Consider the following 15,217-nt stretch of genomic DNA (forward strand, 5'->3'; position numbering starts at 1 on the left):
TATGAAGTACTTTGATGAAAAAGCAGCTGATCAAATTTTTATATGAGAACGCTCTTAACTGGTATTTTAGTAAGTGAAAAACAGTCTTCCATCTATCGTAGGAGGTGCTTTCATTGAATTTAAATCAATTGACATTTAGAGAAGCTGTGCAAGAAGATCTCGACAAAATCGTCTTCATGCTTTCAGATGATAAGTTAGGTCAAAAGAGAGAGCGTTACACTCGCCCATTATTAGAAAGCTATATCAAAGCCTTTCAATCAATCGATGCTGATCCAAATATTGAACTCATTGTTGCGTGTGACCAGAAAGAAGCCGTTGGTGTTCTTCAGTTAACCATGACGCCATTTCTTACTTATCAAGGAGGATGGAGAGCATCCATCGAAGGAGTTCGTACGGCTTCGAGTCATAGAGGAAAAGGAGTCGGTTCGCTGCTTATAAAGTGGGCCATTCAACGCGCAAGCGACCGCGGCTGTCATATGATTCAGCTGACAACAGATAAACAGAGGCCAGAAGCACGCCATTTTTATGAGAAATTAGGGTTTGAAGCCACTCATGAAGGAATGAAGCTGCATTTGCCTCATGAATAAGGATATCAAGAAGCGGAGGATTCACGTACCTCTGGCTTTTTTGTGCCTTTATTAGAAATATTTGCCATATTTAATATGTAAATCCTCTGTTATTTGGAAAGGAGAAACATGTTACTCAAAATCGGTCTAGTTGTTGTAGGTGTGGTCGTACTTTACGTAGGGGTTCAAGTTTTGTTGTATAAAAGAGATATGAAAAAAACAAAGGAAGATCTTTTGACATTTGTCGCAAAAAACAAAAAGGACGTTTCAGTGACAATCATTGAAAATGATGATGTGATGTTAGAGTGGAATGCTGATCAAAAAACGCCACTTGCAAGTACGGTGAAATTAGTGGTTTTATTTCATTTTGTTAAAGCTGTATCGAGCGGCGCCATCAAGCTAGAGGAAAAAGTGGCATTGCCTGATATAGAGCGGTTTTATATTGATAGAACAGACGGTGGTGCGCACGCGTACTGGCTGGAGGTCAATGATTTTTCTGAGCATGCGACTTTATTAGATGTTGCCAAAGGGATGATGCAATTCAGTTCGAATGCTTGTACGGATTATTTGATTGACCGGCTGGGCTTAGAAAAGATCAATGATCAGATGAAACAAGCAGGTCTTACAGAACATGATGAACTCATGCCGCTGACGCCAATGATTTTGTGGTCCGCTTATGTATCTGATCGTCGGCGGGATGCATTCAAGAAAATGAGCGGTGTATCCGAAGAACAATACAAATCTCTAATGAATGAGATTTTTAATATCATGAAAAATGACCCAGAGTATAAAAAGGCGTTAGAAGAAAAAATGAAAAAAAAGAACTTATTAGGCTGGCGTATACAATCATTACTGACGCAAAAGCTGACAAAGTCTACAACCAATCAATATGCACAATTTATGAAACGTCTTCATGACGAGCTGTTAACAACAGAAGAAAAGGGTCTTTTTAGCCAAATCGTACTGGGAGAAACATTGAAAAAGGAAACAGATCAATATTTTTGGTATAAAGGTGGAGCAACATTGTTTGTTTTCACAAGTGCTTTATATCGAAGAACAGATACATCCTCTATCTCCATCTCTCTTTTTATCAATGATCCAAAAGCGAACAATTCTCACTGGATTGGGGAAGTATTCAACGAATTTATGCTTACTACAGCAGTGGATCAAAACTTTCGACAACGATTGATACAGGCTTTCACTACATAAACATCAAAAAACAGAGGGAAACACCCCTCTGTTTTATTATTTCTGCATTGGAAACGCTTTGTATACATCTTGGCGTTTCTTTTTTGACTTCACAACTCCATCAACCAGTTCCTTTTGCCAAAGTGTTGTATCGTCTTTGTACTTTTTAAAAGGGTGAGGGAGTTTTTTTTCTAGCTGTTTTCTTTTAAACGTGACGGACGGCTCGTCTTTAGAGCTCATGTTAAGTGTCACTTGCTCTACGTTATCGACAAGAATAAAAAGTGCGATGGCGTTGTATAAATACGTTTTTTCGATCGTATCCTTTTGATCAAACCAGAAGGCGTCAAACTGTTCTTCTGTATAGCCTGCATTTTCTTTTACTCCATACGTGACGTCTAATGCTTTTCTATCGATGATTTCAAATTCACGTATTACGCCTCCAGGAAGATCTGATAAGATTTCACGAATGGCTGAATTGTCACCGAGATACGTGTTTTTGTGTGTTGAAAGTTGTTTTAAGGATATGTCTTCTATTCCTTTTATGCTCTTTTTCTCTGTGGCTTGACTGCTGCATGCAGATAAGACGACTGTTAATAGCAGCAGGATATACATCCATTTCTTCATTGATTTTGCCCCTTTATTGTTCTTTCTATATGTAAATGTCTATTTTATCACAATTTTCCATTCCGATCGTTCACAGGCCGTCATTTCCATTTACTGAACTGCATGTTTTGTTCAAACCAACGAACAATACAAAGAAAAAAGGAGTTCAGTCCATGGCAGAAGTGCTTTCATTTTATCAATTGAAAACAAAACGAGATGTCACGCTTGAAAAGAAGCTTTTGCGTACATTGTCTCTTCAACAAGTAACGGCCGCTTCTGAGAAATTCACAAAGAAGCTGTTTCCATTTGCAGATGATCCAGCCGGTATAATGAGTGATGGCTGTATCGATTTCGCCATTGAAGCTTTTTTAGCTGGCGGGAGATACGGTGAGTCGAGTAAATACGGGGAATCGTTCGACGATATCAAAAAACGGTCCTCCCAGGAGGAAGCTGAGCTGATTGAAGAGCTGGCAGGATGCTTGCAATCGTGGGGGAATATGTTCCGTATGGAGCGGAAGATGTCATGTTTATATCCATTTGCGAAGGATTTTTTAAGCATGTGGTGGCAGGAAGGCTTTCGTGAATCAGAAAAAAGACACAAGCTTCGGCTGCACTAAGCATATTTCCAGCCCTTGTCCCATATCTATAAAATAATGGTGTATGGGAGGGACAGGGATGAAAAGAAAGCTGAAGTGGACAGGGTTTTTAATCGGGTTTATTGTCCTCTTATTCTTATTCAGGTTTCAATTTCTAAATGATGATTCTTGGAAATCGTGGAATTTACCTCTAAGCGGGAAGATCATCTATTTAGATCCGGGTCATGGCGGTCCAGATGGCGGGGCTGTAGGAGGAGAGCTGCTTGAGAAAGAGATTGCACTGGATGTATCCATGAAGATACGTGACTATTTGCAGGAGCAGGGAGCACTTGTTCTCATGACCCGAGAGGATGATTCTGATTTATCATCAAAGAATACAAAGGGTTATGCCCGGAAGAAAGCGGAGGATTTAAGGAACCGCGTTAAAGTTATCAATGAATCTGAAGCGGACCTCTATTTAAGCATTCATTTAAATGCGATACCATCAAACAAATGGAGCGGGGCGCAGACGTTTTTTTACGGAAAGTATGAAGAAAATGAAAAGGCAGCGAAGTTCATTCAAGATGAATTGCGCAGAAACCTTGAAAACACAGATCGAAAGGCGAAGCGGATCAACGGCATTTATTTAATGCAAAATGTCACAAAGCCAGGAGCTCTTGTGGAAATTGGATTTCTCTCCAATCCAAAAGAGGCTGGCCAGCTGGCAACACCTAAATATCAGGATCAAATTGCCGCCTCTATTTATAAAGGGATTTTAAGATATTTAACAGAGCAAAAAGAGCCGCCTGAATAAGGGGCTTTTTCCTTTTGATCGCAGGCAAACAGGACAGACATTGTAAGGATATGTATGATATACTTGGATTGTAAACGAATTCAATAAAGGGTGAGGTTCTGCTATGATCGGACAAGATGATGTGAGAAAACTAGTTGGGAAGATGGACGAACCTTTCCTTCATATACCGCTTGGTGAGCTGGATGCCATCAAGGAAATCAGCCTAAAGCCTGAGAAAGAGCATGTGAGCCTAAAGGTGGCTATTGCCAAAACAGGCACTGCTGAGCAGATGAAGCTGCAGCAAGACATCGTACAAGCCTTGAAAGCAGCTGGCGCTAACACAGTAGGACTTCGTTTTGAGGAACTTCCTCAGGAAACACTTGAAAAGTTTATGCCATCACAAGATGAGGAAGAAACCCTGCTTAACTCTAAAAATCCGCCTGAGTTCTTAGCGATTGCGAGTGGAAAGGGCGGCGTTGGTAAATCGACGGTTTCTGTTAACCTTGCTGTAGCGCTTGCTCGTCTAGGGAAAAAAGTCGGGCTGATTGATGCTGATATTTATGGCTTTAGTGTACCGGATATGATGGGAATCACTGTCAGACCAACAGTTAAAGGGGAAAAAATTATTCCTGTGGAGCGCTTTGGTGTCAAAGTGATTTCAATGGGCTTTTTTGTTGAAGAAAATGCACCGGTTATTTGGAGAGGACCGATGCTTGGAAAAATGTTAAATAACTTCTTCCACGAAGTTGAGTGGGGAGAATTAGATTACTTACTATTAGACCTTCCGCCTGGAACGGGAGATGTAGCGCTTGATATTCATACAATGCTGCCTAGCTGTAAAGAAATCATTGTCACTACACCGCATCCAACGGCTGCCTTCGTTGCAGCAAGAGCAGGCGCAATGGCACTGCAAACAGATCATGAGGTGCTCGGGGTCGTTGAGAATATGAGTTATTATGAAAGCAAAAAAACAGGTGAAAAGGAATACGTCTTTGGAAAAGGGGGCGGGGACAAGCTGGCTGAAGAGCTGCGTGTATCAGTCCTTGGCCAAATTCCTTTAAGACAGCCTGATTGGAATGAGGATGATTTCGCGCCTTCTGTCTATGATGCAAGTCATCCGACAGGAGAAGTGTATCAACACATTGCGAATAAAGTCATTGAACAATTAGCAGTGAAAGCATAATGAAAGCCCGAGTGGATGAATGCCACTCGGGTGATGTTTAACTGTCGCTTCCTTCGCTGCCTTGCGATCCGGAATCACTGCTGCTTTCAGATGCTGCCTTTTTGAGCTCATCTTCGAATTTCTTCTTATAAAGAGGGCTGCTCAATGTTTCCGTAATGACTTTTTCTAAGTGCTTTCTAAACTCTTTACTTTTTACCAGTTCACCATATTTCTTTTCCATCTCAGGATCCTTGAGAATATCCATCATCAGCTGTTGATAGTCAGGATCCTTCATTAACTGTTTTAACATTCTTTCATGCTGTTGCTGCATGGATTTTGCGAAAGTCTCGGCAAATTTAGAATCCTCAAAGACCTTCTTCCAGAACTCTTTGCCTTTATCAGAAGTCAGTGTTTTCTCTATCGTTTTTTTCACAGTTTGTTCATCCATTACCAAAGCTTCATTCATTGCCTCGTCATTTAATAACTGTTGAATGGCCTTTTTACCGTCATCTGTCTTTAATATATCGACGACCATTTTTTTTGTTTCGTCATAGTCCATATTAGATGAGGATTGGGTTTTGGGAGCACAAGCTGTTAGAGATAAAAGAAGAAAACAGCTCATTATACGCAAGATGCCTTTTGACATACTGTGGCTCCTTTCGTTACATGTCTTACTTTTAATATGAATGTTTCACGTAAATTTATACATAACAAAAATAGGGGTTGGATCAATTCAATGAAAAGTCGGGATTTAGTTCGTTTTTTCTTCTCTGTGCTAGCTGTTGGAGCGGTCATTACAAGCGTGGTAGGCTTTGCGCTGGAGTGGGGGAAATATCAGAAGCTTTTTATATCATTTGAAATTCTAGAGATCGCATCTGTGTTGTTTTGGTTCATTGGTGTAGGGATGATCTTTAGTGTCATTAGCCAGATGGGGTTTGTTGTCTTTTTGACGGTGCACCGGTTTGCGTTAGAGATTTTCCGGTCGCATTCTTTATGGAATACCATTCAGCTGTTTCTTGTGATTTTTGTGCTGTTTGATTTAGCTTACTTGCGATTTTTGTTTTTCGGGGAGAATGAATCATTTTTTCCATACTTGTGGCTGCCTTTATTTATCGGTGTGTTTGCATTGATCGTGGCTTACTTTAAACAGCAGCAGTCCTCTAAGAAAACATTTGTTTCTGCAATGTTTCTCATGGTCGTCATCACGTCGTTAGAATGGTTCCCGGCGCTCAGAGTCAATGAAGAGGACTGGCTGTATTTAATGCTATTCCCGCTATTAGGCTGTAATGCGTTTCAGCTGTTAGCGATGCCGCGGTTTTCAAAAACGAAAGCTACTTAACTTCAGATGACTTTGTTTTCGTATTGGAGATCAGTTCGCCAACCGTCACATTTTTTAAATGCTTTTCTTTTATTTGTTTCAAAATAGCGGGTAAGGCTTGAGCGGTTTGGGTTGCTGAATCTGAGGCGTGAAGGAGAACAATGTCTCCGCTTTTCATTCGATCATTTACATTCTGAACAATCTGGTCGACACCCGGATTCAGCCAATCCTGTGAATTGATGCTGTAATGAACAACGGTATAACCGTACTGTGTGGCTATTTTTAGTGCTGTTTCGTTAAACTGTCCAGTTGGCGGTCTTAATAGTTGAATGTCATCTAGTCCAAGCTTTTGAAATGTATTTTGTGCACGGACAAGATCTTGCTTGATTTCACTATCTTCAAGTTGGCTATAATTTTTATAAGCATAGCCGAGGCTTCCAATTTGATGGCCGTCCTCCCTAATTTGTTTCACGATATCAGGATGACGCTCAGCCCAAGAAGCAGACAGAAAGAAGGTGGCGTTCTTTATACCGTACTCCCGAAGGACATTTAAAATAGGAACAGCCTTCTCATCTCCCCAGCCAATATTAAAAGTGAGAGAGATATGCTTTGATGAAGTCTCGCCTTTATAAATGGCTCGGGGTCCATGTTCAGTTTTAAATACCGACAGCGGCGGTGCCTTTTGTACATAAAAAAAGGTTGCAGCTGCAAGGGCTGCTACAAGAATAATGACAACTTGCTTCAGCCGTTTAATAGGCAACACATATAATCGACTCAATTCAAACACTCCTGCCTTGTCCAAGATTGTTACTTGATTGTATGCAGGACAAGGGTTTAAGATGCTTAATAAAACTATTTCAAAAAAAGTTTTGAAAAGGCGTTGACCAAGAGAATGCTTTCGTGATATATTATTAATCGTCGCTGACACACAGTGACAAACACAAAACGCTTCGGGAAATAAACTTGAAAAAAGTTGTTGACATAAGATGAAGCGAAATGTTATATTATTAAAGCCGCTAAGAACGGCGGAGATGATCTTTGAAAACTAAACAAGACAAAACGTACCTGTTAATTCGAGTTTTTATAAAAAATCCTATGATAATTCATAGGTAGTCAGTCAAACTGGCGAAAAGCAAAACTTCGGTTTTGTACTTTTTCGGAGAGTTTGATCCTGGCTCAGGACGAACGCTGGCGGCGTGCCTAATACATGCAAGTCGAGCGGACAGAAGGGAGCTTGCTCCCGGATGTTAGCGGCGGACGGGTGAGTAACACGTGGGTAACCTGCCTGTAAGACTGGGATAACTCCGGGAAACCGGAGCTAATACCGGATAGTTCCTTGAACCGCATGGTTCAAGGATGAAAGACGGTTTCGGCTGTCACTTACAGATGGACCCGCGGCGCATTAGCTAGTTGGTGGGGTAATGGCTCACCAAGGCGACGATGCGTAGCCGACCTGAGAGGGTGATCGGCCACACTGGGACTGAGACACGGCCCAGACTCCTACGGGAGGCAGCAGTAGGGAATCTTCCGCAATGGACGAAAGTCTGACGGAGCAACGCCGCGTGAGTGATGAAGGTTTTCGGATCGTAAAGCTCTGTTGTTAGGGAAGAACAAGTGCGAGAGTAACTGCTCGCACCTTGACGGTACCTAACCAGAAAGCCACGGCTAACTACGTGCCAGCAGCCGCGGTAATACGTAGGTGGCAAGCGTTGTCCGGAATTATTGGGCGTAAAGGGCTCGCAGGCGGTTTCTTAAGTCTGATGTGAAAGCCCCCGGCTCAACCGGGGAGGGTCATTGGAAACTGGGAAACTTGAGTGCAGAAGAGGAGAGTGGAATTCCACGTGTAGCGGTGAAATGCGTAGAGATGTGGAGGAACACCAGTGGCGAAGGCGACTCTCTGGTCTGTAACTGACGCTGAGGAGCGAAAGCGTGGGGAGCGAACAGGATTAGATACCCTGGTAGTCCACGCCGTAAACGATGAGTGCTAAGTGTTAGGGGGTTTCCGCCCCTTAGTGCTGCAGCTAACGCATTAAGCACTCCGCCTGGGGAGTACGGTCGCAAGACTGAAACTCAAAGGAATTGACGGGGGCCCGCACAAGCGGTGGAGCATGTGGTTTAATTCGAAGCAACGCGAAGAACCTTACCAGGTCTTGACATCCTCTGACAACCCTAGAGATAGGGCTTTCCCTTCGGGGACAGAGTGACAGGTGGTGCATGGTTGTCGTCAGCTCGTGTCGTGAGATGTTGGGTTAAGTCCCGCAACGAGCGCAACCCTTGATCTTAGTTGCCAGCATTCAGTTGGGCACTCTAAGGTGACTGCCGGTGACAAACCGGAGGAAGGTGGGGATGACGTCAAATCATCATGCCCCTTATGACCTGGGCTACACACGTGCTACAATGGACAGAACAAAGGGCTGCAAGACCGCAAGGTTTAGCCAATCCCATAAATCTGTTCTCAGTTCGGATCGCAGTCTGCAACTCGACTGCGTGAAGCTGGAATCGCTAGTAATCGCGGATCAGCATGCCGCGGTGAATACGTTCCCGGGCCTTGTACACACCGCCCGTCACACCACGAGAGTTTGCAACACCCGAAGTCGGTGAGGTAACCTTTATGGAGCCAGCCGCCGAAGGTGGGGCAGATGATTGGGGTGAAGTCGTAACAAGGTAGCCGTATCGGAAGGTGCGGCTGGATCACCTCCTTTCTAAGGATATATGGAGCAGCGTACGTTTTCGTCTTGTTTAGTTTTGAAGGATCATTCCTTCAAAACATGTCTCTAGCGAGACAGGATTGTTCTTTGAAAACTAGATAACAATAAGTAATACATTCACATTGAATGCAATGCAAAGTTCATCACACATAGTGATTCTTTCTAAAGTAAGAAATGGTTAAGTTAGAAAGGGCGCACGGTGGATGCCTTGGCACTAGGAGCCGATGAAGGACGGGACGAACACCGATATGCTTCGGGGAGCTGTAAGCAAGCTTTGATCCGGAGATTTCCGAATGGGGAAACCCACTGCTCGTAATGGAGTAGTATCCATACTTGAATACATAGAGTATGAGAAGGCATACCCGGGGAACTGAAACATCTAAGTACCCGGAGGAAGAGAAAGCAAATGCGATTCCCTGAGTAGCGGCGAGCGAAACGGGAACAGCCCAAACCAAGAGGCTTGCCTCTTGGGGTTGTAGGACACTCTATACGGAGTTACAAAGGAATGATATAAGCGAAGAGGTCTGGAAAGGCCCGCCAAAGAAGGTAACAGCCCTGTAACTGAAATGTCATTCTCTCCAGAGTGGATCCTGAGTACGGCGGAACACGTGAAATTCCGTCGGAATCCGGGAGGACCATCTCCCAAGGCTAAATACTCCCTAGTGACCGATAGTGAACCAGTACCGTGAGGGAAAGGTGAAAAGCACCCCGGAAGGGGAGTGAAATAGATCCTGAAACCGTGTGCCTACAAGTAGTCAGAGCCCGTTAACGGGTGATGGCGTGCCTTTTGTAGAATGAACCGGCGAGTTACGATCCCGTGCAAGGTTAAGCAGAAGATGCGGAGCCGCAGCGAAAGCGAGTCTGAATAGGGCGCATGAGTACGTGGTCGTAGACCCGAAACCAGGTGATCTACCCATGTCCAGGGTGAAGTTCAGGTAACACTGAATGGAGGCCCGAACCCACGCACGTTGAAAAGTGCGGGGATGAGGTGTGGGTAGGGGTGAAATGCCAATCGAACCTGGAGATAGCTGGTTCTCTCCGAAATAGCTTTAGGGCTAGCCTCAAGGTAAGAGTCTCGGAGGTAGAGCACTGATTGGACTAGGGGCCCCTACCGGGTTACCGAATTCAGTCAAACTCCGAATGCCGATGACTTATCCTTGGGAGTCAGACTGCGAGTGATAAGATCCGTAGTCGAAAGGGAAACAGCCCAGACCGCCAGCTAAGGTCCCAAAGTATACGTTAAGTGGAAAAGGATGTGGAGTTGCTTAGACAACCAGGATGTTGGCTTAGAAGCAGCCACCATTTAAAGAGTGCGTAATAGCTCACTGGTCGAGTGACTCTGCGCCGAAAATGTACCGGGGCTAAACGTATCACCGAAGCTGCGGACTGTTCTTACGAACAGTGGTAGGAGAGCGTTCTAAGGGCTGTGAAGCCAGACCGGAAGGACTGGTGGAGCGCTTAGAAGTGAGAATGCCGGTATGAGTAGCGAAAGACGGGTGAGAATCCCGTCCACCGAATGCCTAAGGTTTCCTGAGGAAGGCTCGTCCGCTCAGGGTTAGTCGGGACCTAAGCCGAGGCCGAAAGGCGTAGGCGATGGACAACAGGTTGATATTCCTGTACCACCTCCTCACCATTTGAGCAATGGGGGGACGCAGGAGGATAGGGTAAGCGCGGTATTGGATATCCGCGTCCAAGCAGTTAGGCTGGGAAATAGGCAAATCCGTTTCCCGTAAAGGCTGAGCTGTGATGGCGAGCGAAATTTAGTAGCGAAGTTCCTGATTCCACACTGCCAAGAAAAGCCTCTAGCGAGGTGAGAGGTGCCCGTACCGCAAACCGACACAGGTAGGCGAGGAGAGAATCCTAAGGTGATCGAGAGAACTCTCGTTAAGGAACTCGGCAAAATGACCCCGTAACTTCGGGAGAAGGGGTGCTTCTTAGGGTGTTAAAGCCCCGAGAAGCCGCAGTGAATAGGCCCAGGCGACTGTTTAGCAAAAACACAGGTCTCTGCGAAGCCGTAAGGCGAAGTATAGGGGCTGACGCCTGCCCGGTGCTGGAAGGTTAAGAGGAGCGCTTAGCGTAAGCGAAGGTGCGAATTGAAGCCCCAGTAAACGGCGGCCGTAACTATAACGGTCCTAAGGTAGCGAAATTCCTTGTCGGGTAAGTTCCGACCCGCACGAAAGGCGCAACGATCTGGGCACTGTCTCAACGAGAGACTCGGTGAAATTATAGTACCTGTGAAGATGCAGGTTACCCGCGACAGGACGGAAAGACCCCGTGGAGCTTTACTGCAGCCTGATATTGAATGTTGGTACAGCTTGTACAGGATAGGTAGGAGCCTTGGAAACCGGAGCGCTAGCTTCGGTGGAGGCATCGGTGGGATACTACCCTGGCTGTATTGACCTTCTAACCCGCTGCCCTTATCGGGCAGGGAGACAGTGTCAGGTGGGCAGTTTGACTGGGGCGGTCGCCTCCTAAAATGTAACGGAGGCGCCCAAAGGTTCCCTCAGAATGGTTGGAAATCATTCGCAGAGTGTAAAGGCACAAGGGAGCTTGACTGCGAGACCTACAAGTCGAGCAGGGACGAAAGTCGGGCTTAGTGATCCGGTGGTTCCGCATGGAAGGGCCATCGCTCAACGGATAAAAGCTACCCCGGGGATAACAGGCTTATCTCCCCCAAGAGTCCACATCGACGGGGAGGTTTGGCACCTCGATGTCGGCTCATCGCATCCTGGGGCTGTAGTCGGTCCCAAGGGTTGGGCTGTTCGCCCATTAAAGCGGTACGCGAGCTGGGTTCAGAACGTCGTGAGACAGTTCGGTCCCTATCCGTCGCGGGCGCAGGAAATTTGAGAGGAGCTGTCCTTAGTACGAGAGGACCGGGATGGACGCACCGCTGGTGTACCAGTTGTTCTGCCAAGGGCATCGCTGGGTAGCTATGTGCGGACGGGATAAGTGCTGAAAGCATCTAAGCATGAAGCCCCCCTCAAGATGAGATTTCCCATTCCGCAAGGAAGTAAGATCCCTGAAAGATGATCAGGTTGATAGGTCTGAGGTGGAAGCGTGGTGACACGTGGAGCTGACAGATACTAATAGATCGAGGACTTAACCTATATTCTATTGTGAAGCATGAACATTGTTATCTAGTTTTGAGAGAACATTCTCTCCATCAGGTTTGGTGGCGATAGCGAAGAGGTCACACCCGTTCCCATACCGAACACGGAAGTTAAGCTCTTCAGCGCCGATGGTAGTTGGGGGTTTCCCCCTGTGAGAGTAGGACGCCGCCAAGCTTTTTGTTTATATCCTTCCAATGGAAGAAGTTACTTTATCATTCCGCAGTAGCTCAGTGGTAGAGCTATCGGCTGTTAACCGATCGGTCGTAGGTTCGAGTCCTACCTGCGGAGCCATGCTTCCATAGCTCAGTAGGTAGAGCACTTCCATGGTAAGGAAGAGGTCAGCGGTTCGAGCCCGCTTGGAAGCTTTCCTCTATATGTTGATATGACAAGGTTTCTCGATGATGAGAAGGCTTTTTTTGTTTGTTTACATATATATTGAACTGCTCGATGATCAGTAGACTGAAGACATTAGGAAAGAGAATGAAACGGCTTGCACAGAAGTGTTGCATCGATTTTTTACTTATCTCCTTCTTTTTGTTCTTGATTCTTCATTCTCTTTCTTTTATTCTTACTAAAGTGATATCCTCTATATTAAAAGACTCTGTACGTTCCTCTTTTCCCCCGAAAGTGAAGTATCGTTTGTTTTCCCTTTCTTTATCTCCAGGTATAGTTGATCTTCTTTTTCCATGTACGGTATGTATATAAAAAGGAGTAGATGGTTTGAAAGATTTATTTGTAAAGCAAGAATGGTTTGGACATGTACGTCAGGACGTGCTTGCGGGTATATTAGTCGCACTGGCTTTAATTCCTGAGGCAATTGCGTTTTCGATTATTGCGGGCGTTGATCCGAAGGTCGGCTTGTATGCATCATTTTGTATCGCGATTGTGATTTCGTTTGTTGGTGGACGCCCAGGCATGATTTCGGCTGCAACAGGGGCTATGGCTCTTGTCATGGTTAACTTGGTCGCTGATTATGGGTTGCAATATTTGTTTGCAGCTACGATTTTGACGGGTTTGATTCAAATTGTGTTTGGATTGTGCCGAGTGTCTCGTTTGATGAAATTTATTCCGAGGTCCGTCATGGTTGGCTTTGTCAATGCGTTGGCTATTATGATCTTCATGGCTCAGCTTCCACATTTCATTGGGGAATCAATGGCTATGTATATGATGACAGGGGGCGCCTTGCTGATCATTTATTTATTGCCTATGGTGATAAAGGTGATACCTTCCCCACTCATTGCCATTATTGTAATGACGATATTGGCCGTATTTGGACATATTGATGTTAGAACAGTTGGAGATATGGGAGAGCTTCCTAGTTCTTTGCCTGTTTTTCTGATACCTCAAGTTCCGTTTAACTGGGAAACACTTGCTATCATTTTTCCTTATTCTTTAGCACTTGCGATGGTTGGTTTACTTGAGTCTCTTTTAACCGCACAGATTGTCGATGATATGACAGAGACGTCTAGTAATAAGAACAAGGAAGCAAGAGGTCAAGGGATTGCCAATGTGGTTGCGGGATTCTTTGGTGGTATGGCTGGCTGTGCGATGATTGGCCAATCTGTGATTAATACGAAGGCAGGAGGACGAGGCCGGCTTTCTACCTTTGTAGCGGGTGCTTTTTTAATGGTGCTGATTTTTGTACTAGGTGATGTCGTGGTTCAAATTCCGATGGCTGCTCTAGTGGCTGTGATGTTCATGGTTTCCATTGGCACATTTGATTGGAGTTCCTTTCAGCAGCTAAAAAAGAATCCGAAAACAGATTCTATTGTGATGGTTGTCACGGTCGTGACGGTGGTGTTGACTCATGATTTATCAAAAGGCGTTTTTGCAGGTGTACTGCTTAGTGCGGTATTCTTTGTCGCAAAGATATCGAAGCTTCATATTACGTCTAAAGAAAGCCAGGCAGGTACTTGGGAATATCGAGTTAAAGGACAAATTTTCTTTGCTTCTGTCACTGATTTGATCCAAGCTTTCCATCAGGGGAAAGAACTCCAATCTGTTGTGATTGATTTGTCTGAAGCACGTATATGGGATGAATCAGGCGTAGCAGCGATAGAACGTATAAAGGAAAGGTATCAAGCAAATGGCGTCCAGGTGGACGTAGTTGGAATGGATACATCAAGTCAAAAGCTTGTGAAACAAGTGAATGGTTCTTAAAAAGACCTTTCTGTCTGTTACAATAGAAAAGGTAAGAAAGTGAAGGGATGGAGGTGGCCGGCATGCTTGTGCGTTTGAATCAAGTGCTCGGCCGGATGATGCCGCTCATTACACCTTTTAGTGTGTTACTCGGTGTTTTGTTGGCGGCCTATTTAAAGGATTTTACGTTTTTGGTGCCATGGGTATTTGCTGTGATGACCTTTGCAGGGAGTTTGTCTTCTACTTTTTCGGCTTTAAAGCATACGGTGATGCACCCATTGCCTTTGATTTTATCGTTTATGATTTTACATGTGTTGATGCCTCTTTATGCTTGGTCAGCGGGACATCTCATATTTGCGGGTGATGCCATGACGATCACCGGTTTGACACTTGCAATGGTGATTCCCACAGGAGTTTCTAGTTTAATATGGGCGGCAATGTATAAGGGGAATGTTGGATTAACGTTATCCATTATTTTAATTGATACATTGCTTTCGCCATTGATTGTGCCAGCCAGTTTGTCACTTTTAGCCGGTACACAGGTTCATATGGACATGGTCGCGATCATGAAAGGGCTGTTTTGGATGGTGGTGCTTCCATCTATTTTAGGGATGCTCGTTCGTCACTATGCAAAGCCTGCTGTGACGAAAATGATCAGTCAGACACTGTCACCTTTTTCAAAAATAGGCTTGTTTGTAGTGGTGTCGATTAACAGTTCTGTTGTTGCGCCATACTTGCGTGAACTGGATGCCGCATTTTTTAGCAAGGCAGCGACTGTGTTTCTCATTGCGATGAGCGGATATGCGTTTGCATGGTTGATTGGAAAGACGATGAAATGTACTCAAGGAGAGATTGTGGCCATCGTGTATACGGGCGGTATGAGAAACATTAGTGCGGGGGCTGTGCTTGCCATTAGCTTTTTCCCGCCTGCTGTCGCTGTTCCTGTGGTGATTGGCATGCTGTTTCAGCAAGTGCTTGCTGCCTTGTTTGGTTTCTTACTCAATCGTTTTGAGCTGAAAGCACCTGCTGTGACCAAATCTTTCTCATGAACAAAA

Annotated in this window: 11 protein-coding genes, 2 tRNA genes and 3 rRNA genes; 13 read left to right on the plus strand and 3 right to left on the minus strand. The window is 44.9% G+C overall.

Annotated elements, in window-relative coordinates:
- The first annotated feature begins 176 nt into the window (after nucleotides 1-176).
- Together MHH61_RS09780 and MHH61_RS09785 are read left to right on the plus strand one after the other, a co-directional pair.
- Complete coding sequence (locus tag MHH61_RS09780) at nucleotides 177-587, plus strand: GNAT family N-acetyltransferase (RefSeq protein WP_125587483.1); 411 nt, start codon at nucleotides 177-179, stop codon at nucleotides 585-587.
- Between the two features lie 108 nt (nucleotides 588-695).
- Nucleotides 696-1,775 carry a serine hydrolase gene (locus MHH61_RS09785; RefSeq protein ID WP_241218618.1) on the plus strand — a complete coding sequence of 360 codons (1,080 nt, stop codon included), beginning with the start codon at nucleotides 696-698 and terminating at the stop codon, nucleotides 1,773-1,775.
- 36 nt (nucleotides 1,776-1,811) lie between these two features.
- Here MHH61_RS09785 and MHH61_RS09790 read toward each other — a convergent pair whose 3' ends face one another.
- Complete coding sequence (locus MHH61_RS09790; protein ID WP_125587475.1) at nucleotides 1,812-2,378, minus strand: DUF4825 domain-containing protein; 567 nt, start codon at nucleotides 2,376-2,378, stop codon at nucleotides 1,812-1,814.
- A gap of 152 nt (nucleotides 2,379-2,530) precedes the next feature.
- Between MHH61_RS09790 and MHH61_RS09795 the strand changes: the two genes are divergently transcribed.
- The 3 genes from MHH61_RS09795 (at nucleotide 2,531) to MHH61_RS09805 (ending at nucleotide 4,908) form a co-directional block, all read left to right on the plus strand.
- The gene (locus MHH61_RS09795) at nucleotides 2,531-2,974 is read left to right on the plus strand and encodes a DUF2521 family protein (RefSeq protein ID WP_044333888.1); all 444 of its coding nucleotides are present in this window, start codon (nucleotides 2,531-2,533) and stop codon (nucleotides 2,972-2,974) included.
- 58 nt (nucleotides 2,975-3,032) lie between these two features.
- A complete protein-coding gene (cwlD, locus tag MHH61_RS09800; RefSeq protein ID WP_024425615.1) occupies nucleotides 3,033-3,746 on the plus strand; it encodes an N-acetylmuramoyl-L-alanine amidase CwlD in 714 nt (237 codons plus the stop codon).
- A 103-nt stretch (nucleotides 3,747-3,849) separates the two neighbouring features.
- A complete protein-coding gene (locus MHH61_RS09805) occupies nucleotides 3,850-4,908 on the plus strand; it encodes an Mrp/NBP35 family ATP-binding protein (RefSeq protein WP_024425873.1) in 1,059 nt (352 codons plus the stop codon).
- A gap of 37 nt (nucleotides 4,909-4,945) precedes the next feature.
- On the opposite strand, the gene gerD is transcribed toward MHH61_RS09805, so the two are convergent.
- Nucleotides 4,946-5,533: a spore germination lipoprotein GerD gene (gerD, locus tag MHH61_RS09810; RefSeq protein ID WP_025092243.1), complete on the minus strand. Its 588-nt coding sequence runs from the start codon at nucleotides 5,531-5,533 to the stop codon at nucleotides 4,946-4,948.
- 90 nt (nucleotides 5,534-5,623) lie between these two features.
- On the opposite strand from gerD, the gene MHH61_RS09815 reads away from it, so the two are divergent.
- On the plus strand, nucleotides 5,624-6,226 hold the full coding sequence (locus tag MHH61_RS09815; RefSeq protein ID WP_125587474.1) for a KinB-signaling pathway activation protein: 603 nt from the start codon (nucleotides 5,624-5,626) through the stop codon (nucleotides 6,224-6,226).
- Here MHH61_RS09815 and pdaB read toward each other — a convergent pair.
- Entirely contained in the window at nucleotides 6,219-6,983 is a 765-nt protein-coding gene (pdaB, locus tag MHH61_RS09820) for a polysaccharide deacetylase family sporulation protein PdaB (protein WP_024425876.1), read from the minus strand. The two genes, MHH61_RS09815 and pdaB, sit on opposite strands and share 8 nt — an antisense overlap.
- Before the next feature lie 375 nt (nucleotides 6,984-7,358).
- Here pdaB and MHH61_RS09825 point away from each other — a divergent pair.
- The 7 genes from MHH61_RS09825 to MHH61_RS09855 all read left to right on the plus strand — a co-directional run bounded on the left by MHH61_RS09825 (nucleotide 7,359) and on the right by MHH61_RS09855 (nucleotide 15,211).
- A 16S ribosomal RNA gene (locus MHH61_RS09825) occupies nucleotides 7,359-8,907 on the plus strand.
- 182 nt (nucleotides 8,908-9,089) lie between these two features.
- A 23S ribosomal RNA gene (locus tag MHH61_RS09830) occupies nucleotides 9,090-12,020 on the plus strand.
- Nucleotides 12,021-12,081: 61 nt separating this feature from the next.
- Nucleotides 12,082-12,197 (plus strand): 5S ribosomal RNA (rrf, locus tag MHH61_RS09835).
- Together the 16S, 23S and 5S rRNA genes with 2 tRNA genes alongside form the textbook arrangement of a ribosomal RNA operon.
- Before the next feature lie 42 nt (nucleotides 12,198-12,239).
- Nucleotides 12,240-12,314 (plus strand) — tRNA-Asn (locus MHH61_RS09840).
- Nucleotide 12,315: 1 nt separating this feature from the next.
- Nucleotides 12,316-12,388: transfer RNA gene (locus MHH61_RS09845), tRNA-Thr, on the plus strand.
- Between the two features lie 355 nt (nucleotides 12,389-12,743).
- Complete coding sequence (locus MHH61_RS09850) at nucleotides 12,744-14,183, plus strand: SulP family inorganic anion transporter (RefSeq protein WP_125587509.1); 1,440 nt, start codon at nucleotides 12,744-12,746, stop codon at nucleotides 14,181-14,183.
- 62 nt (nucleotides 14,184-14,245) lie between these two features.
- On the plus strand, nucleotides 14,246-15,211 hold the full coding sequence (locus tag MHH61_RS09855; protein ID WP_241218621.1) for a bile acid:sodium symporter family protein: 966 nt from the start codon (nucleotides 14,246-14,248) through the stop codon (nucleotides 15,209-15,211).
- The last annotated feature ends 6 nt before the right edge of the window (nucleotides 15,212-15,217 follow it).

It is taken from the genome of Bacillus sp. FSL K6-3154 (assembly GCF_040869395.1).
Lineage (GTDB): Bacteria > Bacillota > Bacilli > Bacillales > Bacillaceae > Bacillus > Bacillus safensis.